Here is a 24,988-nt window from a genome sequence, read left to right on the forward strand (position 1 = left end):
ATGAAACGCCTCGGAGCCTCTGGCGCATGGATCTGGAAGGGTGGTCGACCCGGTTGAAGGTGTTCGCCGACGCCACGCGCGTCCGCCTGCTCGCCTTGCTGGAACGCGAGGAACTCACCGTCGCCGAGCTGTCGGCCATCACGCAGCTGGCGCAGCCGCGCGTGTCCACGCACCTGGCGAAGCTGAAGGACGCGGGCCTCGTGCGTGATCGCCGCGCCGGCGTGTCGGCCTATTACCGCTTCGAGGAAACCGCGCTGGACCCGGCGCAGCGCGCGCTCTGGAACACCCTGCGCGCCGGCAGCGACGATGCACTGCTGCGCCAGGACGCCGAGCGCGTGCCCGGCGTGCTGGCCACGCGCGCGGCGGACCAGAACTGGGCCGACTCGGTGGCCGGCGACATGGAACGCCACTATTCGCCGGGCCGCACCTGGGAAGCGCTGGCGCGCACCGCGCTGCCACTGTTGAGTCCGGGCGACGTGCTGGACATCGCTTCGGGCGATGGCGTGCTGGCCGAACTGCTCGCGCCGCATGCGCACCGCTACGTCTGCATGGACGCCAGCGCGCGCGTGGTCGCCGCCGCCAGCGAACGCCTGAAGCCCTACGCCAACGTGGAAGTGCGCGAAGGCGACATGCACGCGCTGCCCTTCCCCGATGCCAGCTTCGACCTGGTGGTGCTGATGCACGCCCTCACCTACGCCAGCAAGCCTGCGCAGGCGGTGGCCGAAGCCGCGCGCGTGCTGCGCAGCGGCGGGCGCCTGTTGTTGTCGAGCCTGGCGCGCCATGAACACCGCGCGGTGGTGGAGGCCTACGGCCACGCCAACCTCGGGTTCTCGGAGAAGGACCTGCGCAAGTTCGCCGAGAAGGCCGGCGTCACCGTCGCAAGCAGCGGCACGGTGACGCGCGAACGCCGTCCGCCGCATTTCGAAGTGATTTCGTTGTTGGGAGTGAAGCCGTGAACGATGTGAAGCAACTGCCCTGGCGCCATCCGGCGCGCGTGGCGCAACTGGAAGCCGCGCTCGCACGGCGCATCCTCGTGATCGATGGCGCGATGGGCACGATGATCCAGCGCCACGACCTGCAGGAAGCCGACTATCGCGGCGAGCGCTTCGCCCACGGCTACGACGCGCTGTTCGCCGCCGATGGCCACGCGCACGCGCCGGGCTGCGGTTGCGAGGGGCACGACCAGAAAGGCAACAACGACCTGCTCACGCTGTCGCGCCCGGAGATCATCCGGGAGATCCACGATGCGTACCTGGCGGCCGGCGCGGACCTGGTCGAGACCAACACGTTCAATTCCACGTCGATCTCGCTGGCCGATTACCACCTCGAACACCTGGTCCGCGAACTCAACCGCGAAGGCGCGCGCCTGGCGCGCGAAGCCTGCGATGCGGCTGAAGCGCGCGATCCCGCGCAGCCGCGCTTCGTGATCGGCGTGCTGGGCCCGACCAGCCGCACGGCCTCGCTGAGCCCGGACGTGAACCGCCCCGGCTTCCGCGCGATCAGCTTCGACGAACTCGCGCACGCCTATCGCGAATCCACCCGCGGCCTCATCGAAGGCGGCGCCGACGTGCTGATGGTCGAGACGATCTTCGACACGCTCAATGCGAAAGCGGCGTTGTTCGCGATCGAAGACGTGTTCGAGGAGCTCGGTGCGCGCCTGCCGGTGATGATTTCCGGGACGATCACCGATGCCTCGGGCCGCACCTTGTCGGGCCAGACCGCCGAAGCCTTCTGGTATTCGCTGCGCCATGCGCGGCCTCTGGCGATCGGGCTGAACTGCGCGCTCGGCGCGAAGGACCTGCGCGCGCACGTCGACGTGCTGGCCCAGGTGGCCGACACGTACGTGAGCACGCATCCGAACGCGGGGCTGCCCAATGCGTTCGGCGGTTACGACGAAACGCCGGAAGACATGGCGGGCACGCTGGGCGAGTTCGCGCGCGCCGGCCTGCTGAACCTCGTCGGTGGTTGCTGCGGCACCACGCCCGACCACATCCGCGCGATCGCGCAGGCCGTGCACGGCGTCGCGCCGCGCGAAGTGCCGCAGCTGGCGGATGCCGCATGACGACCCTGCTCGCCCGCCAGACGCGGCTCAGTGGCCTGGAGCCGCTGCAGATCACCCCGCAGAGCAACTTCGTCAACGTCGGGGAACGCACCAACGTCACCGGCTCGGCGCAGTTCAAGAAGCTGATCCTCGAAGGACGCTACGACGAAGCCGTGGTGGTCGCGCGCCAGCAGGTGGAAAACGGCGCGCAGGTGCTCGACGTCAACATGGACGAGGGCATGCTCGATTCCGAGCGCGCGATGACCACGTTCCTCAACCTCATCGCCGCCGAGCCCGACATCGCGCGCGTGCCGGTGATGGTGGACAGTTCGAAGTGGACGGTGATCGAGGCCGGCCTGAAGTGCCTGCAGGGCAAGGGCATCGTCAATTCCATCTCGATGAAGGAAGGCGAAGCCGAGTTCCTGCGCCAGGCGCAACTGGTGCGCCGCTACGGCGCGGCCGTGGTGGTCATGGCGTTCGACGAAGTCGGCCAGGCCGACACGATCGAACGCAAGGTCGACATCTGTTCGCGCGCCTACGACCTGCTGACGACGCAGGTCGGCTTCCCGCCGGAAGACATCATCTTCGACCCCAACGTGTTCGCGATCGCCACCGGCATCGAGGAACACGATGGCTACGCGGTCGCCTTCATCGAGGCGGCGCGCGAACTCAAGCGCCGCTTCCCGCTGTCGCACATCAGCGGCGGCGTGTCGAACGTGTCGTTCTCCTTCCGCGGCAACGAGCCCGTGCGGCAGGCGATCCACGTGGTGTTCCTGTACCACGCGATCGCCGCGGGCATGGACATGGGCATCGTCAACGCGGGCGCCCTGCCCCTGTACGACGACCTCGATGCGGACCTGCGCGAGCGCGTGGAAGACGTGGTGCTCAACCGGCGCAGCGACGGCACCGAGCGCCTGCTCGAGATCGCCGACCGCTACAAGGGCAGGAAGGGCGAGAAGAAAGTCGAGGACCTCGCATGGCGCGACCGCCCCGTGCGCGACCGCCTCAGCCATGCACTCGTGCACGGCATCGACGCCTTCATCGAAATCGACACCGAGGAAGCGCGCGCGCAGTCCACGGTGCCGCTGGATGTCATCGAAGGTCCGCTGATGGCGGGCATGAACGTGGTGGGCGACCTGTTCGGCGCGGGCAAGATGTTCCTGCCGCAGGTCGTGAAGTCCGCGCGCGTGATGAAGAAGGCCGTCGCCTACCTGCTGCCGTACATCGAAGCGGAGAAGCTGCGCACCGGCGTGGTGGGCCGCAACAACGGCAAGATCGTCATGGCGACCGTCAAGGGCGACGTGCACGACATCGGCAAGAACATCGTCGGCGTGGTGCTGGCGTGCAACAACTTCGAGGTGATCGACCTCGGCGTGATGGTGCCGGCGCAGGTGATCCTGGATCGCGCGAAGGCCGAGAACGCCGACATCATCGGCTTGTCCGGGCTGATCACGCCGTCGCTGGAGGAAATGAGCCACGTCGCGCGCGAGATGCAGCGCCAGGGCTTCCAGGTGCCGCTGCTGATCGGCGGCGCGACCACGTCGCGCGCGCACACGGCGCTGAAGATCGATCCGCACTACAAGTCGCCGACCGTGTGGGTGAAGGATGCCTCGCGTGCGGTGGGCGTCGCGCAGTCGCTGGTGTCCGGCGAATTGCGCCAGGCGTTCGTCGCGGCCAACGACGCGGACTACGCGGAGATCCGCGAACGCCACAAGAGCCGCGGCGATGCCAAGCGCCTCGTGCCGCTGGAGAAGGCGCGCGCGCAGGCGTTCGATGGCGGCTGGGACGCGTATACGCCCCCCGCCCCGCGCACGCCGGGCCTCACGGTGTTCGACGACGTGCCGCTCGCCGAACTCGTCGACTACATCGACTGGACGCCGTTCTTCAACACCTGGGAATTGAGCGGCAAGTATCCGGCGATCCTCGACGACGCGATCGTCGGCACGCAGGCGCGCGAGCTGTTCGCCGATGCGCAGGCGATGCTTACGAAGATCGTCGGCGAGAAGTGGCTGCAGGCGAAGGCCGTCGTCGGCCTGTGGCCCGCGCATTCCGTGGGCGACGACGTGCGCGTCGGCAACGGGACCACGCTGCATTTCCTGCGCCAGCAGGCGGACAAGCCGGTCGACCGGCCGGATTTCTGCCTCGCGGATTTCATCGCGCCGGTGTCGTCGGGCAAGCACGACTGGATCGGCGGCTTCGCGGTGACCGCGGGGCTCGGGATCGAAGCGCATGTCGCGCGCTTCGAGGCCGACCAAGACGATTACAACGCGATCCTGTTGAAGGCGCTCGCCGATCGCCTGGCCGAAGCCCTGGCCGAGCGCACGCACGCGCTGGTGCGGCGCGACCTGTGGGGCTACGCGGCGGACGAAACGCTCGCCAACGATGCGTTGATCGACGAACAGTACGCCGGCATCCGCCCCGCGCCCGGCTATCCGGCGTGCCCGGAGCACAGCGAGAAGGCGACGCTGTTCAAGCTGCTGGAGGCGGAGAAGCACGTCGGCGTGCAGCTGACGGAAAGCTACGCGATGTATCCGGCGGCCGCGGTGTCGGGCTATTACTTCAGCCATCCGCGCAGCCAGTATTTCGTGGTGGGGCGCGTGTCGCGCGAGCAGGTGGCCGACTATGCGAAGCGCAAGGGCGTGTCGTTGCAGCAGGCGGAGCGGTGGTTGGCTTCGAACCTGGATTACGATCCGGAGTAGCGAGTCGATGCGCTTGTGACCTGCCCTATCGGCAGGTCACGCATCGACGAGCCGGGCAGCGAAAGCTGCCCGTCGTCGATCAAGGCCGCCCATGCTCGATCGGGCGGTCGCGATGCATCAACGCCCACTCGGCGTGTTCGGCCAGCGCCGCTTCGCCGAGCGCGCGCAGGATCTCCCGCTTCTCCTGCGTCGAGCGCGCCGCATCCAGCGCGAGCCGCGCATTGCGGTAGATGCGGTACATGAAGCGGTACTGCTTCACCAGTTCCTTGTCCGCCTTGCGATACGCATACGCCTCGCGCACCGCGGCGATCAGCGACAGCGCCCCCATCGTCGTCACCAGCACGCTCTGCGTCAGCGGGCCGAACGTGCGATGGAACAAGGCCAGCACCGCGCTGATCGCAATGCCCGCCCACAGGCACGCCGCGCCCAACCGTTGCGTGCGCACGTGGTGGCGCGCACGCAACGTCGCCTTGCGTTCGTAATACGCCAGCTGGCCCGATTGCCCCGGGCGCCCGACCCACGCGTCGATCACCGCCTCCACCGCGTGCGCGGCCGCATCGGGATCCTCGAGCGCCGGCGTCGGCGTCAGGCCCACCTGGCGCATCACGTTGCGGATCCAGCCGAGTTCGACGTCCTGTTTCTGCATGAAGTTGTCGTGCGCGAATTCCGGGTCGCCGGTGATCGTCAGTCCCGCGCGCCGCCAGAACGTCTGCACGCGCAGGCCTTCGGCGAGCGCGCGGTAGTCGATGTACTTGCGATGCCAGTCGTGGCGCTGCGCGGCCACCGCGATCGCAAGGCCGATCGCGAACAACCCGAGGAAGCCCCACAACATCGCGTCCGGCGCGCCGAGGTCGGCATACAGCAGCAGGCTCAGGCCCATCGCGATGGCGAGCCCGTGGATGGCGCGCATCGCCCACAAGGTGCGGCGCTGGTAACGCATCGCCAGGGCATCGGCTTCGCGCCACGTGCGTTCGGCCAGGTCTTCGCTCGCGGCAGGCAACGCATGCGCGGCGAGCTTGTGCCGATCGTGCTCGAAGGCCTGCATGCGTTCGAAGATGCAGCGGTATTCCGGCGGCGGGCCTTCGTCGAACAGGCGTTGCCCGCCGCTGGTGAGCCAGCGCGGCGTGCCATCGAACGCACCGATGCCATGCGCGGCCTCGCCGTTCGCGCGACGCGTGGGCAGGTGCAGCACCAGGCTGTCGTCGTCGCCCGCGAGCATCTGCCGCAGGTTGTCGGTGGCGCGCCGCGCACCGGGCACCGGGCCGCCGAGGTAATAGCGCACGACTTGCCCCGTGCCGCCCGTGCCCGCGTGGTCGCGCCCGTCCCACAGCGCGAACAGCACGTGGCAATGGTTGGCGACGAACAACCCCGCGTGCAGGTATTGCCGATCGCGCGCGGGGCCGGGCGCGCGCATGGTGTCGAAATCATCTACCGGATAGGCGAGCGGGATGACTTCCGCGCGCGCCATCAACGCGTCGAACGCGCGATGCGAGTCATCGCTTTCGAAATCGTCGCGGTACAAGGCCAGCGGCAACGGCAGCGGCACGACCAGGCGCGCCCCCATTTCCAGGCCGATTTCGGCCACGAGGCGATCGCCGCCTTCGGCCAGCGCGGACATCACGACGAGGGCGAGTTCGGGATAGCGCGTGCGCAGGAACGCCAGCGCGTCGCGCACGCGCGCTTCGAGTTCGTGCAGTTGCGCGGGATCGAGGTCGCGGTGGCTCGTGACCCCGACGATCAACTCGGTGCGCGGGGCGGCGGCCGTGTCCACGAACCGGGGGAACGCCCGGATCGTGCGCAACCGGCCATGGCGCGGTTACCAGACCAGGTCGTCGGGCACCTGGTATTGCGGATCGGCGTAGGGATCGTCCTGCGCGGAGGCGTTCGGATCGACCTTCAGCGCGACCGACGGGGCGAAGATCGATTCGGCCTTCGCCAGCGTGTCGGCATCGACCAGCACGTAGCGGCCATCGAGTTGCACCACGCCCAGCTCGCCCGCGTTGAGCGCCTTGAGCTGCACGTCGGTGACGTAGATGCGCTTGATCTTGCCGCCGTATTCGAAGTGGCGCGCGATCTCGGCGCCCGCGTCGTTGCGCGCCTTGTCCTTCAGGAATTCGGCGAGGGCGGCCTTCGCTTCGCGGCGCAGGCGCGCTTCTTCCTGCTTCAGGCGCTCGGCTTCGATGCGCTCGTCCTTCTCGCGCTGCGCGCGGATGGCGTACGCCTTGGCGAGGTCGATGTCTTCGCGCGTGCGCGGCTTGTGCGTCGCGTGTGCCGGCTTGCCATGCGACGGACTGCCTTGCGGCGGACGGCCCTGCGACGGCTTGCCGTGCGCGGGCTTGCCGTGCGGCGGCCTGCCCTGCCCCGGTGCGTTGGGGCCACGCGCATGCGCGGGCTTGCCGTGCTGCTGCTGCGGCTTGCCGGCGTGGGCGGGTTTGCCGGACGCAGGACGTTCGGGCTTCGGCGCGGGCTTGAAGCCCAGGCCGAGCAGCTGGTCGCGCAGGGAATCGGTCATCGGATACGGCGGGTCGTGCGAAGGGCGGGCGAAGCATGCCGCATCGGGGGCGAGGATGCAGCCCCGCCTTGCGGCCATTGCGCCGCGGGTCAGTAATGCGGTGGCGGCGGTTCTTCGGCCGGATCGGCGAAGAACGCGCCGCGCGAGGATTTCATCTCCTCCAGCGCGCGGCGCATGAGGTCGGCGTGGCGCTCGGCTTCCAGGCGGATCGCCGCGAGCGCATCGCTCAGTTCGGTCATCGCGTTTTCCTGGAACGCCAGCCGCGTTTCCAGCTCCACCAGCCGCGCTTCGAGCGCGGCGGTGTCCATGCCCTGGGCGTTGCCCTGCGTCATGCGAACGAACGCACCGAACGACCGCGGCCGATGCCGTAGTACGCCAGGCCCGCGTTTTCGACTTCGGCCGGCTCGTACAGGTTGCGGCCGTCGAAGACCACCTTGTCGGCGAGCGTGGCGGCGAGCTTGCCGAAATCCGGGCTGCGGAACTGCTTCCACTCGGTGACCACCACCAGCGCATCGGCGCCGCGCAGCGCTTCGCCGGCGGAACCGCACAGGGTGAGATCGTCGCGCTCGCCGAAGATGCGCTGCGCTTCGTGCGTGGCTTCCGGATCGTAGGCCTGCACGCGCGCACCGGCTTCCCACAACTGCGCGAGCAGCGTGCGGCTGGAAGCGGCGCGCATGTCGTCGGTGTTGGGCTTGAACGCCAGGCCCCACACCGCGACGGTCTTGCCGCGCACGTCGCCGTAGTGGCGCGTCATCAGTTCGAACAGGTGGCCCTTCTGCGCCGCGTTCACCGCTTCCACCGCGTCGAGCAGGCGCGGGTTGCAGCCGGACTGCTGCGCGGTCCAGGCCAGCGCCTGCACGTCCTTCGGGAAGCACGAGCCGCCGTAGCCGGCGCCGGGATAGATGAAGTGCCAGCCGATGCGCGGATCCGAACCGATGCCCTGGCGCACGGCTTCGATGTCGGCGCCCACTTGCTCGGCGATGTTGGCGATCTCGTTCATGAAGGAGATCTTCGTCGCGAGCATCGCGTTGGCGGCGTACTTGGTGAGTTCGGCCGAACGCACGTCCATCGACACGATGCGTTCGTGGTTGCGGTTGAACGGCGCGTACAGGCGCTTGAGTTTTTCCAGCGCGGCCGGGCTGTCGGTGCCGATCACGATGCGGTCGGGACGCATGCAGTCGTTGACCGCGTCGCCTTCCTTGAGGAATTCGGGGTTGCTGACGACGTCGAACACGAGCGTCGTGCGGCGGTTCTGCAGTTCGCCGGCGATGGCGGCGCGCACCTTGTCGGCGGTGCCGACGGGCACGGTGGACTTGTTGACCACCACGGCCGCGCGCTGCAGGTGCTGGCCGATGGTGCGGGCCACGGCGAGGACGTACTTGAGGTCGGCGCTGCCGTCTTCGTCGGGCGGCGTGCCCACGGCGATGAACACCACGTCGCCGTGTTCGATCGCGCTGGCGGCGTCGGTGGTGAAGTGCAGGCGGCCGGCGGCGTGGTTGGCCTTGACCATCGGCTCCAGGCCCGGCTCGTAGATCGGGATGACGCCGTTGTTGAGGCCTTCCACCTTGGCGGTGTCGATGTCGACGCAGACCACGTCGTGGCCCACCTCGGCCAGGCAAGTACCGGTGACGAGCCCGACGTAGCCGGTGCCGAAGATCGTGACGCGCATGCGGAATCCTGATGAGCTTGGAAAGACGCAATGGTCGCAGCCAGAAACGTCACGCCGTGGTGAAAACCACGGCGTGACCTGGTGCGGATCGGCGCGGAAGCGCGCCGCGTGGCGCGATTACTTCGCCGGGTTCTTGACGATGTCGATCAGTTCGACGTCGAACACGAGCGTGGCGTTCGGCGGGATCGGGCCGCCCGGCGTGCCCTTGTCGCCGTAGCCCAGGTTGCCCGGGATCCACAGCTTGTACTTGCTGCCCACCGGCATCAGCTGCAGGCCTTCCTGCCAGCCCGGCACGACCTGGTTGAGCGGGAACACGACCGGCTGTCCGCGCTCGATGGAGCTGTCGAACGTCTTGCCGTCGAGCAGCTTGCCCGTGTAATGCACGCGCACCACGTCTTCGGGCTTGGGCTTCGGACCCTTGCCTTCGGTGACGACCTGGTACTGCAGGCCCGAGGCGGTGGTCTGCACGCCCGGCTTCTTCGCGTTCTCGGCGAGGAACTTCTGGCCGGATTCGAGGTTGGTCTTGGCCTCGGCCATCATCTTGGCGATCTGCTTGGCCTGCATCTTCTGGCCGAAGGTCTCGCCGACGTCGCGCGCCTGCTCTTCGGTCAGCAGCAGCTTCTCGCCCTTGAGCGAGCTCTTGATCGCCTTGGCGATCGTGTCGACGTCGATCTCGTCCTTCATCGGCTCCAGCTGCTTGGCGAGCGCCATGCCGACCATGTAGCTGACCTGGTCCTTCTCGGTCGGCAGGCCCGCGATCTTCGCGCCGCCAGCGGCGGTGGTGGCGGCGGCCGGCGCGGACGCGTCGGTCTTCTTGTCGGCGGGTTTGTTGCAGCCGGCGACCGCGATCACGGCGGCGGTCAGGGCGATGGCAAGGGCGTGGCGCTTCATCGGGAATGGCTCCAGGGACTAAAGGAAAAGAAAGGCAGGCCCGCACTCTAGCGGCGCGGGGCTGAAGCCCGGGTTGGCGGCCGGGCCGGATGGATCATTCAAACGTGAGGCTCATTGCGCATCGACGCCGAGCAGCTCGACGTCGAACACGAGGGTGGCGTTCGGACCGATCGGGCCGCCCGGGGTTCCCTTCTCCCCGTAGGCGAGCTCGCCCGGGATCCAGAAACGGTACTGCGCGCCCACCGGCATCATCGACAGGCCTTCGGTCCAGCCCGGGATCACCTGCGACAGCGCGAACTGCGCCGGCTGGCCGCCGTAGGAACTGTCGAACTCGGTGCCGTCGAGCAGCGTGCCGCGATAGTTGACGCGCACGCGGTCGGACGGCTTCGGACGCGGACCGGCGCCCTGGCGCAGCACCATGTACTGCAGGCCCGACTTGGTGACGTACACGCCCTTCGTCGCCTTGTTCTTTTCGAGGAACGCGGCGCCCGCGGCCTTGTTTTCCTGTGCGATGGCCGTGGCCTGCGCTTCGATCTTCGCCTGCCCGCGCTTGGAGAACGCTTCGCCGACGACGCGCGCTTCGGCGTCCGTCATCAGCAGGTGGCCCTTCGCGAACGTGGTGCGCACGGCCTGCAGCAGCGTGGGCAGGTCGAATTCGTCCTTGAACGGTGCGAGCGAACGACCGACGTCGCTGCCGACGAGCAGGCCCACGTCTTCCTTCGAGACTTCCGGCAGCGGCTTGGTCGCGCCCGCGGGCTGGCCGTTGCGCGCGGTGATGCGCGCGAGCAGCGCCTGTCCGACCTGCTTCGCCTTTTCATCGTCGAGCAGCATCTTGCCGCCGGCCAGGCCGTTGCGCACCGCGCGTTCGAACGCGGCCATGTCGATGTCCGGCGCGATCGGCGCCAGCGAATTGCCCCAGTCCATGCCGAGCATGTAGCCGATCTTGTCGCGCTCGGTGACCAGCGTGGCCTTGTCCGGGGTGGCTTTGTCCTGCGCTGCGGCAAGACCGGGGCCGGCGAGCGCGCCGAGCATGAGCAACGCGGCGACGCCGCGCAGGAAAACCTTCATCCGATGCACTCCTGGGGGAAACATGAGCCGGGGAAACGTGTGGGTCGGCAAGCCGCGCATTGTCGGGGCGCCCGCGGCGCGGCCGCAATCGCGCCCATGAACGCGGGCCCGTGAAAGCGCCGCAGTCTGCCACGGCTGCCGCCCAACCGGCCCCTCCCTTCTATGTCTTTAGTTGGGTCATCCGGTTGTTGACGATGGGAATGGTGGTGTTATAGTTGCCTACAACACCGAACACCCAGAGCAGGACGCCCACCATGAACCGCAAGCTCCACAACACGGTCACCGCGCTCGCCGCCACCACCGGGCTGCTCGTCCTGAGCCTGATGGCCGCCGCGCCGGTCGCGCCGCTGGACGCCGCGAGCCTGGCGCCGGCGACGGCCTCCACCCGCGCGCCCACCGACGCCCAGATCGAACGCATCGTCGGCGCCGCCGCCGAAGCCGCCACCCTGGCCGTCATCGCCGCCGCCTTCGCCGAAAGCGACCAGCGCGCCACGATCGACACCACTTCGCCCGCGCCGGCCCCGGCGCGCAAGCACGCCTCGCGCGGTCGCCAGTCGGTCGCGATGCCCTTCTTCTCCTTCGCACCGCGAGGCTGACCAATGACTGCCATCGAATGGAGCGACGGCGCTCCCATCTACCGCCAGCTGAAGGATCGCGTCGTCGCCATGTTGCTCGACGGGATCCTCAAGCCCGGCGACGCGCTGCCCTCGGTGCGCCAGGTGGCCGCCGAATACCAGCTCAATCCCATCACCGTCTCGCGCGCCTACCAGGAGCTCGCGGACGAAGCCATCGTCGAAAAACGCAGGGGACTCGGCATGTACGTCACGGAAGGGGCTTCGGAAAAACTGCTCAGCAGCGAGCGCGATCGCTTCCTCAAGGAAGAGTGGCCGCTCGTGCTCGAACGCATCCAGCGACTGGGCCTTTCGCTCGATCGCCTGATGCAGAACGCTGCCGCCGCCGGAGGCCAGGCATGAACGCGACCACCACCCAGGCCGCCGCGACCTCGGTCGTCAGCGCGCGCAACCTGCGCAAGGCCTACAAGAACAAGCTGGCGCTGGACGACACGGCGTTCGAGATCCCCGCCGGCCGCATCGTCGGCCTGATCGGCCCCAACGGCGCCGGCAAGACCACCGCGCTGAAGGCGATGCTCGGCCTGATCCCGTTCGAAGGCGACCTGCGCGTCCTCGGCCGCGACCCGCGCACCGAACGCGATGCGCTGATGAACGACGTGTGCTTCATCGCCGACGTCGCCGTGCTGCCGCGCTGGATCCGCGTGCGCGAAGCGATCGAGTTCGTGGCCGGCGTGCATCCGCGCTTCGACCGCGCCCGTTGCGAACGCTTCCTCGCCAACACCCAGCTCAAGCCGGACATGAAAGTGCGCGAGATGTCCAAGGGCATGATCGTGCAGCTGCACCTGGCGCTGGTGATGGCCATCGACGCCAAGCTGCTCGTGCTCGACGAACCCACGCTCGGCCTGGACATCCTGTATCGCAAGCAGTTCTACCAGCGCCTGCTGGAGGACTACTTCGACGAGGACAAGACGATCGTGATCACCACGCACCAGGTGGAGGAGATCGAACACATCCTCACCGACGTGATGTTCATCCGCGACGGCAAGATCGTGCTCACCGCGCCGATGGATGCCGTGGGCGAGCGCTACATCGAAGTGTTCGTCAACGCCGACCGCGCCGACGAAGCGCGCAGCCTGCGCCCGATCGACGAACGCAGCCTGCCGTTCGGCAAGGTCGTGATGCTGTTCGATGGCGTCGAGAAGCATCGCCTGTCGCACCTCGGCGAAACCCGCACCCCGGGCCTGGCCGACCTGTTCGTCGCCACCATGAAGGGAACCTACGCATGAACGCATCCACCTTTGATGGCGAACCGCGCCGCGTCCCCGTGGCCGCGCCCCATCCCACCCACAAGTTCAAGCTGATGCTCCGCCGCGAGTTCTGGGAGCACAAGGGCGGGTTCTTCTGGGCGCCGATCTGGGCCGGCGGCATCTCGGTCGTGCTCGCGCTGATGGCGCTCGTGGTCGGCGAAGTCGTCGCCCGCCGCGAACTGGCGCACGGCACCAAGTACACCGACCAGGGCATCCGCATCAACGGGCTCGACTTCGGCCAGCTCACCGACAAGATGACGCCGAGCGACCTGGAGAACTGGGGCAAGGCGGTCGACGCCTCGATGCTGGTCTCCTCGCTGTGGCCCTTCATCGTCCTGGGCTTCGTGGTGTTCTTCTACTGCCTCGGCGCGCTGTACGACGAGCGCAAGGATCGCAGCGTGCTGTTCTGGAAGTCGCTGCCGCTGTCGGATCGCGACACGGTGTTGTCGAAGGCCGCGAGCGCGCTGCTCGTCGCGCCGGTGATCGCCACGATCGTCTCGGTCCTGACGATGTTCGCCTTCGGCCTGGTCGTCACCCTGGTCATGCCGATGCACGGCCTCAACCCGCTCACGATGTACTGGGGCGCGGGCCATGCGCTGCAGGTCGCAGGGCTGCTGATCGCCGCAATCCCGGTCTACGCGATGTGGGCGCTGCCGACCGTCGGCTGGCTGATGCTCTGCTCTGCCTGGGCGCGCTCCAAGCCCTTCCTGTGGGCGGTGATGATCCCCGTGTTCGCCGGCATCTTCGTGGCCTGGTTCGACGTGATGAATGTCTTCAGCCTCGACACCGGCTGGTTCTGGCAGAACGTGGTGCTCCGCTCGCTGGGTTCGGTCTTCCCCGGCACGTGGATGACGGTGCAGAACCTGAATGTCGCTTCCCCGGATCACTTCGACGCGCTCTCGATGATCCAGCACATGTACTCGACGTTTGCCACGCCGCAGATGTGGGTCGGCGCGGCGATCGGCATCGCGATGATCTTCGGTGCGATCCGCCTGCGCCGCTGGCGCGACGACAACTGATCCGCAACACACAAGCACTGCGTAACACCCCCCACTGCCCCGGCCTTCAAACGCCGGGGCTTTTTTTGCCTCGCTATCCGCCGCCGCCGCCACCGCCTTCGCGGATGCCGCCCTTCGTCAGGGCTTCGGGATCCAGCAGCTTGCGCAGCTTCGCTTCCGGCAGGCCGCTCATCTCCAGCGCCACGTCGAGCACCGCGCGCTTTTCCTTGTACGCACGCTTGGCGATCGCCGCCGCGCGCTCGTAGCCGATGATCGGGTTGAGCGCGGTGACCAGGATCGGATTGCGCGCGAGCGCTTCGGCGACCTTGTCCTGGCGCACGACCAGGCCCGCGATCGCGGTATCGGCGAGCAGGCGCATCACGTGCGAAAGCAGCGCGATGCCGTCGAGCAGGTTCGCCGCGATCAGCGGCAGCATCACGTTGAGCTGGAAGTTGCCGGACGCACCGGCCACCGTGATCGTGGCGTGGTAGCCCATCACCTGCGCGCACACCATGCACGTGGCTTCCGGGATCACCGGATTCACCTTGCCCGGCATGATCGAGCTGCCTGGCTGCAATGCCGGCAATTCGATTTCGCCCAGGCCCGCGAGCGGACCGGCGTTCATCCAGCGCAGGTCGTTGGCGATCTTCATCAGCGCGACCGCGAGCGCATTGAGCTGGCCCGACAGTTCCACCGCATCGTCCTGCGAGGCGATGCCTTCGAACTTGTCCGGCGCCGCATCGAAGCGCGTCTTCGCCAGCGTCGTCAGCGCTTGCGCCATCTTCTTCGCGAAGCGCGCATCGGCGTTGATGCCCGTGCCGATCGCGGTGCCGCCGATGGGCAGCCGGCGCAAACGCTTGCCGGCATCCTCGAAACGCCCGCGCGCGGAGTCGAGCTGCGCGGCCCACGCGCCGAATTCCTGCGCGAACGTCAGCGGCATCGCATCCATCAGGTGCGTGCGGCCGGTCTTGGTGACCTTCGTCAGCCCGCGTGCCTTGCGTTCGATCGTGCGTTGCAGGTGCAGCAACGCGGGCAACAGGTCTTCGACGACGGCAAGCTGCGCGGAGACGCGGATGGCCGTGGGAATGACGTCGTTGGAACTCTGCCCCAGGTTGACGTCGTCGTTGGGATGCACCTTCTGCCCGGTCTTCGACGCGAGCGCGGCAATGACCTCGTTGGCGTTCATGTTGCTCGAGGTGCCCGAACCGGTCTGGAACACATCGATCGGGAAGTGCGCGTCGTGCGCACCGCCGGCCACGCTGAGCGCGGCGGTGCGGATCGCGACCGCGCGCCGCTTCGGCAACAGGCCGAGGCCGGCGTTGACGTCCGCCGCCGCGGCCTTCACCAGCCCCAGCGCGCGGATGAAACCGCGCGGCATGGGCCGGCCGGAGATCGGGAAGTTCTGCACCGCGCGCTGCGTCTGCGCGCCCCACAACGCCTCGGCGGGGACGCGCAGTTCGCCCATGCTGTCGTGTTCGATGCGCTCGCCGGACTGGGTCGAGCGCGGGGGGGATCGCTTCGCCATCGGTGCCTCCTCGCGTGAGGACCGGAGGATACGCCCGCATGCGTTTAAACTTGCGCGCTCCCTCGACCGTCCCCGGCCTCCCGCGATGACCGACACCCCGCTGCTCGCCCTGTCCCCGCTCGACGGCCGCTACGCCGGCAAGGTCGACGCGCTGCGGCCGATCTTCTCGGAGTTCGGGCTCATCCGCGCCCGCGTGGTCGTCGAGATCGAATGGCTCCTCGCGCTGGCCGACCACCCCGGCATCGCGGAACTCCCGCCCTTCTCCACCGACGCCCGGGGCCGCCTGAAGCAGCTGGCCGCGCAGTTCTCCGTCGCCGACGCCGCGCGCGTGAAGGAAATCGAGCGCACCACCAACCACGACGTCAAGGCGGTCGAGTACCTGATCAAGGAAAAGCTCGCCGACGACGCCGAACTGGGCCCGGCGCTCGAGTTCGTCCATTTCGCCTGCACCAGCGAAGACATCAACAACCTCTCGTACGCACTGATGCTGGCGCAGGCGCGCCGCGAAGTGCTGCTGCCGATGCTCGACCGCACGATCGCCACGCTGCGCGGCATGGCGCATACGCACGCTGCGTTGCCGATGCTCTCGCGCACGCATGGCCAGACCGCTTCGCCCACCACCGTCGGCAAGGAACTCGCCAACGTGGTCGCGCGCCTGGATCGCCAGCGCGCGGTGTTCGTCGCGCTGCCGATGCCGGGCAAGATCAACGGCGCGGTGGGCAACTACAACGCGCACGTCAGCGCGTACCCGGACGTCGACTGGCCGGCGCTGTCGGAGCGCTTCGTCGAAAGCCTGGGCCTGGACTGGCAGCCCTACACCACGCAGATCGAACCGCACGACGGCATCGCCGAACTGTGCGATTGCTTCAAGCGCATCGACACCATCGCCATCGACTTGTGCCGCGACCTGTGGGGCTACATCTCGCAGGGCTACTTCAAGCAGGCGGTGAAGGCCGGCGAAGTGGGCAGCTCGACCATGCCGCACAAGGTCAACCCGATCGACTTCGAAAATGCCGAAGGCAACTTCGGCATCGCCAACGCGCTGTTCGAACACTTCGCCGCCAAGCTGCCGATCAGCCGCTGGCAGCGCGATCTCACCGACTCCACCGTGTTGCGCGCGCTCGGCACCGCGTTCGGCCATGCGGTGATCGCGTTCGAATCGCTGCAGCGTGGCCTCGGCAAGTTGAGCGCCAATCCCGAACGCCTCGCCGCGGACCTCGACGCCGCGTGGGAAGTCCTGGCCGAAGCCGTGCAGACGGTGATGCGCCGCCACGGCTTGCCCAATCCGTACGAACAACTGAAGGCGCTCACGCGCGGCCAGGGCATCACGGCCGATTCGATGCGCACGTTCATCGCCTCGCTCGACCTGCCCGACGACGCGCGCCAGCGCCTGTCCGCGCTCACGCCCGCCACCTACGTCGGCCTCGCCGAACGCCTCGCGCGCGCGATCTGACGGCGCGGACGCGATGCGCATCCTCGTCAACATCGATGTCCCCGAGCTCGCACTGGCGGAGCGCTTCTATGCCGAAGCGTTCGGCCTGCGCCGCGGCCGCGCCTTCGGCCACGACGCACTCGAGATGCTCGGCGGCGACGTCCCGGTCTACCTGCTGCGAAAGCAGGCCGACACGGTGGGCGCAGGCACGTCGACGCGCGACTACGCACGCCACTGGACACCGGTGCATGTCGACGTGGTCGTCGAGGATCTCGACGCCGCGCTGATCCGCGCCATCGCCGCCGGCGCCGAGCAGGAAGGCGCCGTGCGCGAAGCCGGCTGGGGCCGCATCGTGCAGCTCGCCGATCCGTGGGGACACGGGTGGTGCCTGCTGCAGTTCCTCGGCCGTGGTTACGACGAGATCGCCACATGACGCCCCGCAAGCACGAATTCCCTTTCGAAGTCGACGCCACGCACGCACCGCTCCTCGGCATGACGCCGGAGGTGTTCCTGCGCGACTACTGGCAGAAGCGCCCGTTGCTGATCCGCAACGCGTTCCCCGATTTCGTTTCCCCGATCGCACCCGAAGACCTCGCGGGTCTCGCCTGCGAAGAGGCCGCGCTCTCGCGCCTCATCGCGCACGATCGCGCGGAAAACCAATGGATGGTCCGCCACGGCCCGTTCGAGGAAACGCTGTTCCCGCAGCTCGGCGACCACGACTGGACGCTGCTGGTGCAGGACGTCGACAAGTGGGATGCGGATGTCGCAGCCCTGCTCCCTGCGTTCTCGTTCCTGCCGCGCTGGCGCATCGACGACGTCATGGTGTCGTTCGCGGCCACGGGCGGTTCCGTCGGCGCGCACGTCGACCAGTACGACGTGTTCCTGCTGCAGGCGCACGGCCATCGCCGCTGGCAGATCGATGCGTCCGCGGCGATGGGCAAGGCCGCGCCGTCGGTGGAATTCCGCAACGACGTCGACATCAAGCTGCTGCGCGATTTCGATCCCACGCACGACTGGGTGCTCGGCCCCGGCGACATGCTTTACCTCCCGCCAGGCGTGCCGCACCACGGCGTCGCCGAGGATCCCTGCCTGACATTCTCGATCGGCATGCGTGCGCCGTCGGCGGCGGAGTTGCTCGGCGATTTCGTCGACACGCTCGCAGCCGATGCGGACGACGCACTGCGCTACGCCGATCCCGACCTCGAAGTCCCGGCCGACCCGAACGAAATCGATGCCGCCGCGATGGACCGCGTGGTCGCCGCGTTGAACGCATTGCGCATGAACGACCCCGATCGCCTCGGCGACTGGTTCGCGCGCTTCGCCACGCTCTATCGCGCCGCCGGCGAAGTGGCCCCGCCCGACGCGGTGCCGTCGCGCATCGAACTGGAATGGGACCTGGGCCAGGGCGCCCGCCTGCAGCGCCATCCGTTCTCGCGCGCCGCGTGGCGCCGGGCCGGCAAGGGCGCGCGCCTGTTCGTCAGCGGCCTGGGCTTCGCGCTCTCCGTGCGCGATGCGCAGCGCCTCGCCGCCACGGACGCCATCGACGGCCCGCTGTACACCACGCTGTCGCAGGCCGGACGCGATGCAGTCTTTGCGTTGTTGCAGGCAGGCCACTACCAGATGCTCGCCGACGAGGACGAATGAACGACGCCACCCAACCCTTCCGCGTGGACGTGGTCGACTACGCCCCCGCCCTGCCCGACTTGCGCACCGTGCGCGAAACCGTCTTCGTGCAGGAGCAGCAGGTCCCGATCGAAGAGGAATGGGACGCGCTGGATCCGGACTGCGTGCACGTGCTGGCCCGCAGCTTCGACGGCACGCCCATCGGCACCGGCCGCCTCACGCCGGAACACAAGATCGGCCGCATGGCCGTGCTGCGCGACTGGCGCGGCAACGGCGTGGGCGATGCGATGCTGCTGGCGCTGATCGAAGCGGCGCACCAGCGCGGCTGGCGCGAGGTGTCGCTGCATGCGCAGGTCTCGGCCATCGACTTCTACCTGCGCCACGGCTTCCAGCCTTACGGCGAACGCTTCTGGGAAGCCGGCATCGAGCACCAGTCGATGCGCCGTTCGCTGGCGGGCCCGAAGGCCATCGACGACCGCGAAACGGCCATCGCCACCATCGTCGCCCTGGTCGACAACGCGCGCCGCGGCCTGTGGATCTACACCCGCGAGCTCGACCCGGGCCTGTTCGACCACCCGGCCGTGGTGGATGCGTTCCGCCGCTTCGGCACCAGCGGCCGCGGCGTGGAGGCGCACTTCCTGCTGCAGGACGCCGCCGCCCCGCAGCGCGCGCATGCCCCGCTGCTGGCGCTCGCGCAGCGCCTGCCGAGCATCTTCCTGTTCCGCGAAGTCGACGATCCGGTCGACCGCGCCTACCCCTCGGCGTACCTGGCCAACGACGCCGGCGGCTGCTACTTCCGCACGCTGGGCCACCGCTTCGATGGCGAAGCCGACCTGCACGCACCGGGGCGCGCCCGCCAGCTGCGCATGGCGTTCATGGCGGTCTGGGAACGCGCGCGGACGGTCTCCGAATACCGCGTGCTGGGCATTTGACGGGCGTTCGCGCCACGCTCGCTGCACATCGCGGGTGTGTTCCGAGGATGGACGGGTCTATAATTCCGGGCCTTTCGTGCCCGATTCATGGGCGCGCGACACCATTCCCCTCGAAGAGCTTCCCGCCCCCATCGTGGACAGTCTCCTGAAGCAGTTTGCCCAGTCCTCCCAGCTCGGCGCCAACGCCGCCTATCTCGAGGACCTGTACGAGCAATACCTCGTCGATCCCGACAGCGTCGATCCCAAGCTCAAGACCTATTTCGACGGGTTCAAGGGCCGCGAAGCCGGGGACATCCCGCACAGCGTGGTCATGGACCAGGTGGCCGATGCCGGCCGCCGCGCCGCGCGCGGCCTGCTGGACGCCGCCCCGGCCACCGGCGGCGCGGGCGATCCCCGCGAACGCTCGGTCGGCAAGCTGATCACCGCCTACCGCTCGCGCGGGCACCTGGCCGCCAACCTCGATCCGCTGGGCATGGCCACCAAGCCCGAGGCGCCGGACCTGGCGCTGGGCTTCCACCACCTGTCCGAATCCGACCTCGACGCCGACTTCTCCACCGGCGGCGTGGCCGGCCAGCACCACATGAAGCTGCGCGACCTCGTGGCCGTGCTGCAGAAGACCTACACCGGCAGCATCGGCGCCGAGTTCATGCACATCACCGACGTGGAACAACGTCGCTGGATGCAGGAACGCCTGGAAACCGCCGGTGGCAACTACGGCCGCGATGCCGCCGCCAAGGCCCGCATCCTGGAACGCCTCACCGCCGCCGAAGGCCTGGAGCGCTACCTCCATACCAAGTACGTCGGCCAGAAGCGCTTCTCGCTGGAAGGCGGCGATTCGCTGATCCCGATGCTCGACGTGCTGATCCGCCGCGGCGGCGAAGCCGGCGTCAAGGAAGTCGTGCTCGGCATGGCCCATCGCGGCCGCCTCAACGTGCTGGTCAACACGCTCGGCAAGCCGCCGCGCAAGCTGTTCGACGAGTTCGAAGGCAAGTTCGAACACCACGACGACGACCTGGCCCACATGGGCGACGTGAAGTACCACATGGGCTTCTCGGCCGACGTGGCCACCGCGGGCGGCCCCGTGCACCTGGCGCTCGCGTTCAACCCGTCGCACCTGGAGATCGTGGATCCGGTGGTCGTGGGTTCCGTGCGCTCGCGCCAGATGCGCCGTGCGGACAAGACGCGCAAGACGGTGCTGCCGATCATCATGCATGGCGACGCCGCGTTCGCGGGCCAGGGCGTGGTGATGGAACTGTTCCAGATGTCGCAGGCGCGCGGCTTCAACGTCGGCGGCACGCTGCACATCGTGATCAACAACCAGGTCGGCTTCACCACCAGCGCCGCCGAAGACGCGCGCTCCACGCTGTACTGCACCGATGTCGCCAAGATGGTCGGCGCGCCGGTGCTGCACGTGAACGGCGATGATCCGGAAGCCGTCGCGTTCTGCGCCGAAGTCGCCTACGACTTCCGCCAGCGCTTCGCGAAGGACGTGGTGATCGACCTCGTCTGCTATCGCCGCCACGGCCACAACGAAGCCGACGAACCGGCCGCGACGCAGCCGCTGATGTACCAGAAGATCCGCGCGATGAAGACCACGCGCGAGCTCTACGCCGCGCAGCTGGACGCCACCGGCGCCATTCCCGCCGCGCAGTCGCAGGCGCTGGTGGATGCCTACCGCGCCAAGCTCGACGCGGGCGAAGTCACGACCGAAGTGGTCCAGGTGAAGGGCGACGAGTTCACCGTCGACTGGTCGCGCTGGGTGTCGGGCAAGTTGTCCGACAAGACCGACACCACGGTGGACCGCAAGACGCTCGACGCGCTCGCCACCAGCATCAACACGATCCCCGACACCGTGAAGCTGCATCCGCGCGTGGCGAAGATCTACGACGACCGCCGCAAGATGACGACGGGCGAACTGCCGAGCGACTGGGGCTTCGCGGAAAACCTCGCGTACGCGACGTTGCTGAAGGAAGGCTTCAAGCTGCGCCTGGTCGGCCAGGACTGCGGGCGCGGCACGTTCTTCCACCGCCACGCGATCCTGCACGACCAGAACACCGATGCCTACTACCTGCCGCTGCGCGAACTGGTGCAGGAAAAGCAGGACGTCGCGATCATCGATTCGCTGCTCAGCGAAGAAGCGGTCATGGCGTTCGAATACGGCTACGCCACCGCCGATCCCATGACGCTCGACATCTGGGAAGCGCAGTTCGGCGATTTCGCCAACGGCGCGCAGGTGGTGATCGACCAGTTCCTCTCGTCGGGCGAAGCCAAGTGGGGCCGCCTGTGCGGGCTCGCGCTGTTCCTGCCGCACGGCTACGAAGGCCAGGGCCCGGAGCACAGCTCCGCGCGCCTCGAACGTTTCCTCCAGTTGTGCGCGCTCGACAACATGCTGGTCTGCACGCCCACCACGCCGGCGCAGGCCTTCCACATGATCCGTCGCCAGCAGCGCATGGCCACGCGCAAGCCGCTGGTGGTGATGACGCCCAAGTCGTTGCTGCGCCACAAGCTCGCGGTGTCCTCGCTCGACGAACTGGCCAAGGGCAGCTTCCAGACGCTGATCCCCGCCAGCAACGTCGGCACCAAGGCCGCCGACGTGAAGAAGGTCAAGCGCGTCGTGGTGTGCGGCGGCAAGGTTTATTACGACCTGCTCGAGGAAGCGACCAAGCGCAACCTCGCCGACGTCGCCATCGTGCGCGTCGAACAGCTGTATCCCTTCCCGCGCCCGGAGCTCACCGCCGAACTGCAGCGCTTCGGCGCCGCCACCGAAGTGGTGTGGTGCCAGGAAGAACCGCAGAACCAGGGCGCGTGGTACCAGATCCAGCACCACCTGCGCGCCTGCCTGCAACCCAAGCAGACGCTCAGCTATGCAGGCCGCGTGCGGTCGCCCTCGCCCGCCGCCGGGCATCTTGCCGAACACGTGGCGGAACAGACGCAGCTCGTCGCCGACGCGCTGGTCAATCCGCTCAACGGCGACACTTGCGTCGAATAAGAACCACCACATTTCCCATTTCGCAATCCAGCCAGGACGCTAACCATGGCCATCGAAGTCAAAGTTCCGGTCCTTCCCGAATCCGTGTCCGACGCGACCATCGCGACGTGGCACAAGAAAGCCGGCGACGCGGTCAAGCGCGACGAGAACCTGCTGGACCTGGAAACCGACAAGGTCGTCCTTGAAGTGCCCTCGCCCGTCGACGGCGTGCTGAAAGAAATCAAGTTCGAAGCCGGCGCCACGGTGACGAGCGCGCAGGTGATCGCGGTGATCGAGGAAGGGGCCGTCGCCGCGGCTGCTCCGGCCGCAAAGGCCGACGCGCCCGCCGCCGCTGCCCCCGCGAAGGCGGAAGCCCCCGCGAAGGCTGCAGCCCCGGCCGCCGCGCCGGCGAAGGCCGCGGCCCCCGCCGCCGCCGCGTCGTCGTCGCTGCCCCCGGGCGCGCGCTTCACCGCCGAGAAGGAAGGCATCGACGCATCGCAGGTCGAAGGCACCGGCCGCCGCGGCGCGGTGACGAAGGAAGACCTCGTCAACTACGCCAAGTCGGGCGGCACCGTCGCCGCATCCGCGCGCCCCGAACAGCGCGTGCCGATGACGCGCATGCGCGCGCGCATCGCCGAACGCCTGATGCAGTCCAAGAACTCCATCGCGATGCTGACTTCGTTCAACGAGGTCAACCTGTCCAAGGTCATGCAGATGCGCAAGGACCTGGGCGAATCCTTCGAGAAGGCCAACGGCATCAAGCTCGGTTTCATGAGCTTCTTCGCCAAGGCCGCCGCCAATGCGCTCGCGCGCCACCCGGCGGTCAACGCCTCGGTCGACGGCAACGACGTGATCTACCACGGCTACGCCGACATCTCGGTCGCGGTTTCCACCGACAAGGGCCTGGTCACGCCGGTGCTGCGCAACGTGGAGCGCATGAGCTTCGCGGAAATCGAAGCGGGCATCGCGGCATACGCCAAGGCGGCGCGCGAAGGCGGCCTGAAGCTCGAAGACCTGCAGGGCGGCACGTTCACCATCACCAACGGCGGCACGTTCGGTTCGCTGATGTCCACGCCGATCGTCAACCCGCCGCAGAGCGCGATCCTCGGCATGCACGCCATCAAGGACCGCGCGATCGTCGAGAACGGCCAGGTGGTCGCCGCGCCGATGATGTACATCGCGCTGAGCTACGACCACCGCATCATCGACGGCAAGGACGCGGTGCTGTTCCTGGTCGACATCAAGAACCAACTCGAAAATCCGCACCGCATGCTGCTGGGGATGTAACCAACATGGCTGATCAGTTCGACGTCATCGTCATCGGGGCCGGCCCCGCCGGTTACCACGCCGCCATCCGCGCAGCGCAGCTGGGCCTGAAGACCGCGTGCATCGACGCCGCGCTCGGCAAGGACGGCAAGCCCGCCCTCGGCGGCACGTGCCTGCGCGTGGGCTGCATCCCGTCCAAGGCGCTGCTCGACAGCTCGCGCCAGTTCTGGAACCTGCAGCACCTGTTCGGCGAACACGGCATCTCCGCGAAGGAGCCCGCGATCGACATCGGCACGATGATCGGCCGCAAGGACAAGATCGTGAAGCAGTTCACCGGCGGCATCGCGATGCTGTTCAAGGCGAACAAGGTCACGCCGTACTACGGCTTCGGCCAGCTGCAGCCGGGCAACGTGGTGTCGGTGAAGCAGCACGACGGCACCACGGTGGAGCTCAAGGCCGCCAACGTCATCATCGCCGCCGGTTCGGATTCCATCGAACTGCCGTTCGCGAAGTTCGACGGCAAGACGATCGTCGACAACGTCGGCGCGCTCGACTTCACCGAAGTGCCCAAGCGCATGGGCGTGATCGGCGCCGGCGTGATCGGCCTGGAACTGGGCAGCGTGTGGAAGCGCCTGGGTTCCGAGGTCGTGATCCTCGAAGCGTTGCCGGATTTCCTCGCCGCCGCCGACGCGGAAGTGGCGAAGACCGCCGCGCGCGAATTCAAGAAGCAGGGCCTCGACATCCGCCTCGGCGCGAAGGTGTCGAAGGCCGAAGTGAAGGTATTGCCTAATAAGAGCAGCGAAGTCCACGTCACCTACGCCGATGCGAAGGGCGAGCAGACGATCGTCGTCGACAAGCTGCTCGTGTCGGTCGGCCGTCGCGCCGCGACGAAGGGGCTGCTGGCCGACGGCACCGGCGTGAAGCTGGATGCGCGCGGCATGGTGGAAGTGGACGAGCACTGCCACACCGGCGTCGACGGCGTGTGGGCCGTGGGCGACTGCGTGCGCGGCCCGATGCTCGCGCACAAGGGCTTCGAGGAAGGCGTCGCGGTGGCCGAGCTGATCGCGGGCCTGCCGGGCCACGTCAACCTCGACACGATCCCGTGGGTCATCTACACCGAGCCGGAAATCGCGTGGGTCGGCAAGACCGAGAAGCAGCTCACCGACGAAGGCATCCCGTACAAGGCGGGCAGCTTCCCGTTCGCCGCGCTGGGCCGCGCCGTCGCGATGGCGGAGCCCGCGGGTTTCGTGAAGATCCTCGCGCACGCGGAAACCGATCGCATCCTCGGCATGCATCTCGTCGGCGTGAACGTCTCCGAGCTCGTGCACGAAGGCGTGCTCGCGATGGAGTTCAGCGGCTCGGCCGATGACCTGGCGCGCATCTGCCACGCGCATCCGACGTTGTCGGAAGCGGTGCACGACGCCGCAATGGCCGTGGCAAAGCGCGCCATCCACAAGGCGAACTGACGTTCGCCTTTCCGGGGGA

Annotated in this window: 20 protein-coding genes and 1 pseudogene; 14 read left to right on the forward strand and 7 right to left on the reverse strand. The window is 68.1% G+C overall.

What is annotated here, in order from left to right; all coding sequences use genetic code 11:
* Positions 1-26: 26 nt before the first annotated feature.
* From LYSHEL_RS15250 to metH, 3 genes are read left to right on the forward strand one after another with little or no spacing between them, the layout of a single operon-like run.
* On the forward strand, positions 27-956 hold the full coding sequence (locus tag LYSHEL_RS15250) for an ArsR/SmtB family transcription factor (protein WP_213434897.1): 930 nt from the start codon (positions 27-29) through the stop codon (positions 954-956).
* Positions 953-2,062: a homocysteine S-methyltransferase family protein gene (locus tag LYSHEL_RS15255; RefSeq protein ID WP_244858575.1), complete on the forward strand. Its 1,110-nt coding sequence runs from the start codon at positions 953-955 to the stop codon at positions 2,060-2,062. Before LYSHEL_RS15250 ends, LYSHEL_RS15255 begins: the two co-directional genes overlap by 4 nt.
* Positions 2,059-4,740 carry a methionine synthase gene (gene metH, locus LYSHEL_RS15260; RefSeq protein ID WP_213434898.1) on the forward strand — a complete coding sequence of 894 codons (2,682 nt, stop codon included), beginning with the start codon at positions 2,059-2,061 and terminating at the stop codon, positions 4,738-4,740. Before LYSHEL_RS15255 ends, metH begins: the two co-directional genes overlap by 4 nt.
* Positions 4,741-4,819: 79 nt before the next feature.
* Here the strand turns inward: metH and LYSHEL_RS15265 are convergent, their stop codons facing one another.
* The 6 genes from LYSHEL_RS15265 to LYSHEL_RS15290 all read right to left on the reverse strand — a co-directional run bounded on the left by LYSHEL_RS15265 (position 4,820) and on the right by LYSHEL_RS15290 (position 10,880).
* A complete protein-coding gene (locus tag LYSHEL_RS15265; RefSeq protein WP_213434899.1) occupies positions 4,820-6,511 on the reverse strand; it encodes a hypothetical protein in 1,692 nt (563 codons plus the stop codon).
* Positions 6,512-6,556: 45 nt separating this feature from the next.
* On the reverse strand, positions 6,557-7,252 hold the full coding sequence (locus tag LYSHEL_RS15270; protein WP_213434900.1) for a DUF2058 domain-containing protein: 696 nt from the start codon (positions 7,250-7,252) through the stop codon (positions 6,557-6,559).
* An 89-nt stretch (positions 7,253-7,341) separates the two neighbouring features.
* Positions 7,342-7,560, reverse strand: coding sequence for a SlyX family protein (locus LYSHEL_RS15275; protein ID WP_213437869.1), 219 nt, complete (start codon positions 7,558-7,560; stop codon positions 7,342-7,344).
* Positions 7,561-7,580: 20 nt separating this feature from the next.
* Positions 7,581-8,921, reverse strand: coding sequence for a UDP-glucose dehydrogenase family protein (locus LYSHEL_RS15280; RefSeq protein ID WP_213434901.1), 1,341 nt, complete (start codon positions 8,919-8,921; stop codon positions 7,581-7,583).
* A gap of 117 nt (positions 8,922-9,038) precedes the next feature.
* Positions 9,039-9,812, reverse strand: coding sequence for a BamJ family beta-barrel-assembly machinery protein (gene bamJ, locus LYSHEL_RS15285; protein WP_213434902.1), 774 nt, complete (start codon positions 9,810-9,812; stop codon positions 9,039-9,041).
* A gap of 111 nt (positions 9,813-9,923) precedes the next feature.
* The gene (locus LYSHEL_RS15290) at positions 9,924-10,880 is read right to left on the reverse strand and encodes an FKBP-type peptidyl-prolyl cis-trans isomerase N-terminal domain-containing protein (protein WP_213434903.1); all 957 of its coding nucleotides are present in this window, start codon (positions 10,878-10,880) and stop codon (positions 9,924-9,926) included.
* Positions 10,881-11,134: 254 nt separating this feature from the next.
* On the opposite strand from LYSHEL_RS15290, the gene LYSHEL_RS15295 reads away from it, so the two are divergent.
* From LYSHEL_RS15295 to LYSHEL_RS16190, 4 genes and pseudogenes are all read left to right on the forward strand, one after another.
* Positions 11,135-11,476 (forward strand): hypothetical protein, encoded by a 342-nt coding sequence (locus LYSHEL_RS15295; protein WP_213434904.1) that lies wholly within the window; start codon positions 11,135-11,137, stop codon positions 11,474-11,476.
* A 3-nt stretch (positions 11,477-11,479) separates the two neighbouring features.
* Entirely contained in the window at positions 11,480-11,854 is a 375-nt protein-coding gene (locus LYSHEL_RS15300; protein ID WP_213434905.1) for a GntR family transcriptional regulator, read from the forward strand.
* Entirely contained in the window at positions 11,851-12,738 is an 888-nt protein-coding gene (locus tag LYSHEL_RS15305) for an ABC transporter ATP-binding protein (RefSeq protein ID WP_213434906.1), read from the forward strand. The genes LYSHEL_RS15300 and LYSHEL_RS15305 overlap by 4 nt, the downstream gene beginning before the upstream one ends.
* Positions 12,739-13,006: 268 nt before the next feature.
* Positions 13,007-13,248: pseudogene (locus LYSHEL_RS16190) on the forward strand (ABC transporter permease); the annotation flags it as partial.
* 603 nt (positions 13,249-13,851) lie between these two features.
* On the opposite strand, the gene LYSHEL_RS15315 reads toward LYSHEL_RS16190, so the two are convergent.
* Positions 13,852-15,282 (reverse strand): class II fumarate hydratase, encoded by a 1,431-nt coding sequence (locus LYSHEL_RS15315; protein WP_213434907.1) that lies wholly within the window; start codon positions 15,280-15,282, stop codon positions 13,852-13,854.
* Positions 15,283-15,367: 85 nt separating this feature from the next.
* Between LYSHEL_RS15315 and purB the strand changes: the two genes are divergently transcribed.
* The 7 genes from purB to lpdA all read left to right on the forward strand — a co-directional run bounded on the left by purB (position 15,368) and on the right by lpdA (position 24,969).
* On the forward strand, positions 15,368-16,735 hold the full coding sequence (gene purB / locus LYSHEL_RS15320; RefSeq protein WP_213434908.1) for an adenylosuccinate lyase: 1,368 nt from the start codon (positions 15,368-15,370) through the stop codon (positions 16,733-16,735).
* A 13-nt stretch (positions 16,736-16,748) separates the two neighbouring features.
* The gene (locus tag LYSHEL_RS15325) at positions 16,749-17,147 is read left to right on the forward strand and encodes a VOC family protein (protein ID WP_213434909.1); all 399 of its coding nucleotides are present in this window, start codon (positions 16,749-16,751) and stop codon (positions 17,145-17,147) included.
* Positions 17,144-18,358 (forward strand): cupin domain-containing protein, encoded by a 1,215-nt coding sequence (locus LYSHEL_RS15330; RefSeq protein WP_213434910.1) that lies wholly within the window; start codon positions 17,144-17,146, stop codon positions 18,356-18,358. Before LYSHEL_RS15325 ends, LYSHEL_RS15330 begins: the two co-directional genes overlap by 4 nt.
* Entirely contained in the window at positions 18,355-19,269 is a 915-nt protein-coding gene (locus LYSHEL_RS15335) for a GNAT family N-acetyltransferase (protein WP_213434911.1), read from the forward strand. The genes LYSHEL_RS15330 and LYSHEL_RS15335 overlap by 4 nt, the downstream gene beginning before the upstream one ends.
* Positions 19,270-19,402: 133 nt before the next feature.
* Positions 19,403-22,258 carry a 2-oxoglutarate dehydrogenase E1 component gene (locus tag LYSHEL_RS15340; protein ID WP_244858764.1) on the forward strand — a complete coding sequence of 952 codons (2,856 nt, stop codon included), beginning with the start codon at positions 19,403-19,405 and terminating at the stop codon, positions 22,256-22,258.
* Positions 22,259-22,303: 45 nt separating this feature from the next.
* Entirely contained in the window at positions 22,304-23,524 is a 1,221-nt protein-coding gene (gene sucB, locus LYSHEL_RS15345) for a dihydrolipoyllysine-residue succinyltransferase (RefSeq protein WP_213434913.1), read from the forward strand.
* A gap of 5 nt (positions 23,525-23,529) precedes the next feature.
* Positions 23,530-24,969: a dihydrolipoyl dehydrogenase gene (gene lpdA / locus LYSHEL_RS15350; RefSeq protein ID WP_213434914.1), complete on the forward strand. Its 1,440-nt coding sequence runs from the start codon at positions 23,530-23,532 to the stop codon at positions 24,967-24,969.
* Positions 24,970-24,988: the final 19 nt, after the last annotated feature.

Source organism: Lysobacter helvus, from assembly GCF_018406645.1.
In the GTDB taxonomy this organism is placed as follows: domain Bacteria; phylum Pseudomonadota; class Gammaproteobacteria; order Xanthomonadales; family Xanthomonadaceae; genus Noviluteimonas; species Noviluteimonas caseinilytica.

Excerpts from the sequence above, each read along its gene's own strand:
- LYSHEL_RS15250 (WP_213434897.1), top strand. The coding sequence starts at position 27 with ATGGATCTGGAAGGGTGGTCGACCCGGTTGAAGGTGTTCGCCGACGCC.
- LYSHEL_RS15325 (WP_213434909.1), top strand. The coding sequence starts at position 16,749 with ATGCGCATCCTCGTCAACATCGATGTCCCCGAGCTCGCACTGGCGGAG.
- LYSHEL_RS15290 (WP_213434903.1), bottom strand. The coding sequence starts at position 10,880 with ATGAAGGTTTTCCTGCGCGGCGTCGCCGCGTTGCTCATGCTCGGCGCG.
- lpdA (WP_213434914.1), top strand. The coding sequence starts at position 23,530 with ATGGCTGATCAGTTCGACGTCATCGTCATCGGGGCCGGCCCCGCCGGT.
- LYSHEL_RS15305 (WP_213434906.1), top strand. The coding sequence starts at position 11,851 with ATGAACGCGACCACCACCCAGGCCGCCGCGACCTCGGTCGTCAGCGCG.
- LYSHEL_RS15335 (WP_213434911.1), top strand. The coding sequence starts at position 18,355 with ATGAACGACGCCACCCAACCCTTCCGCGTGGACGTGGTCGACTACGCC.
- LYSHEL_RS15295 (WP_213434904.1), top strand. The coding sequence starts at position 11,135 with ATGAACCGCAAGCTCCACAACACGGTCACCGCGCTCGCCGCCACCACC.
- LYSHEL_RS15315 (WP_213434907.1), bottom strand. The coding sequence starts at position 15,282 with ATGGCGAAGCGATCCCCCCCGCGCTCGACCCAGTCCGGCGAGCGCATC.
- purB (WP_213434908.1), top strand. The coding sequence starts at position 15,368 with ATGACCGACACCCCGCTGCTCGCCCTGTCCCCGCTCGACGGCCGCTAC.
- bamJ (WP_213434902.1), bottom strand. The coding sequence starts at position 9,812 with ATGAAGCGCCACGCCCTTGCCATCGCCCTGACCGCCGCCGTGATCGCG.
- metH (WP_213434898.1), top strand. The coding sequence starts at position 2,059 with ATGACGACCCTGCTCGCCCGCCAGACGCGGCTCAGTGGCCTGGAGCCG.
- LYSHEL_RS15330 (WP_213434910.1), top strand. The coding sequence starts at position 17,144 with ATGACGCCCCGCAAGCACGAATTCCCTTTCGAAGTCGACGCCACGCAC.
- LYSHEL_RS15275 (WP_213437869.1), bottom strand. The coding sequence starts at position 7,560 with ATGGACACCGCCGCGCTCGAAGCGCGGCTGGTGGAGCTGGAAACGCGG.
- LYSHEL_RS15280 (WP_213434901.1), bottom strand. The coding sequence starts at position 8,921 with ATGCGCGTCACGATCTTCGGCACCGGCTACGTCGGGCTCGTCACCGGT.
- LYSHEL_RS15300 (WP_213434905.1), top strand. The coding sequence starts at position 11,480 with ATGACTGCCATCGAATGGAGCGACGGCGCTCCCATCTACCGCCAGCTG.
- sucB (WP_213434913.1), top strand. The coding sequence starts at position 22,304 with ATGGCCATCGAAGTCAAAGTTCCGGTCCTTCCCGAATCCGTGTCCGAC.
- LYSHEL_RS15270 (WP_213434900.1), bottom strand. The coding sequence starts at position 7,252 with ATGACCGATTCCCTGCGCGACCAGCTGCTCGGCCTGGGCTTCAAGCCC.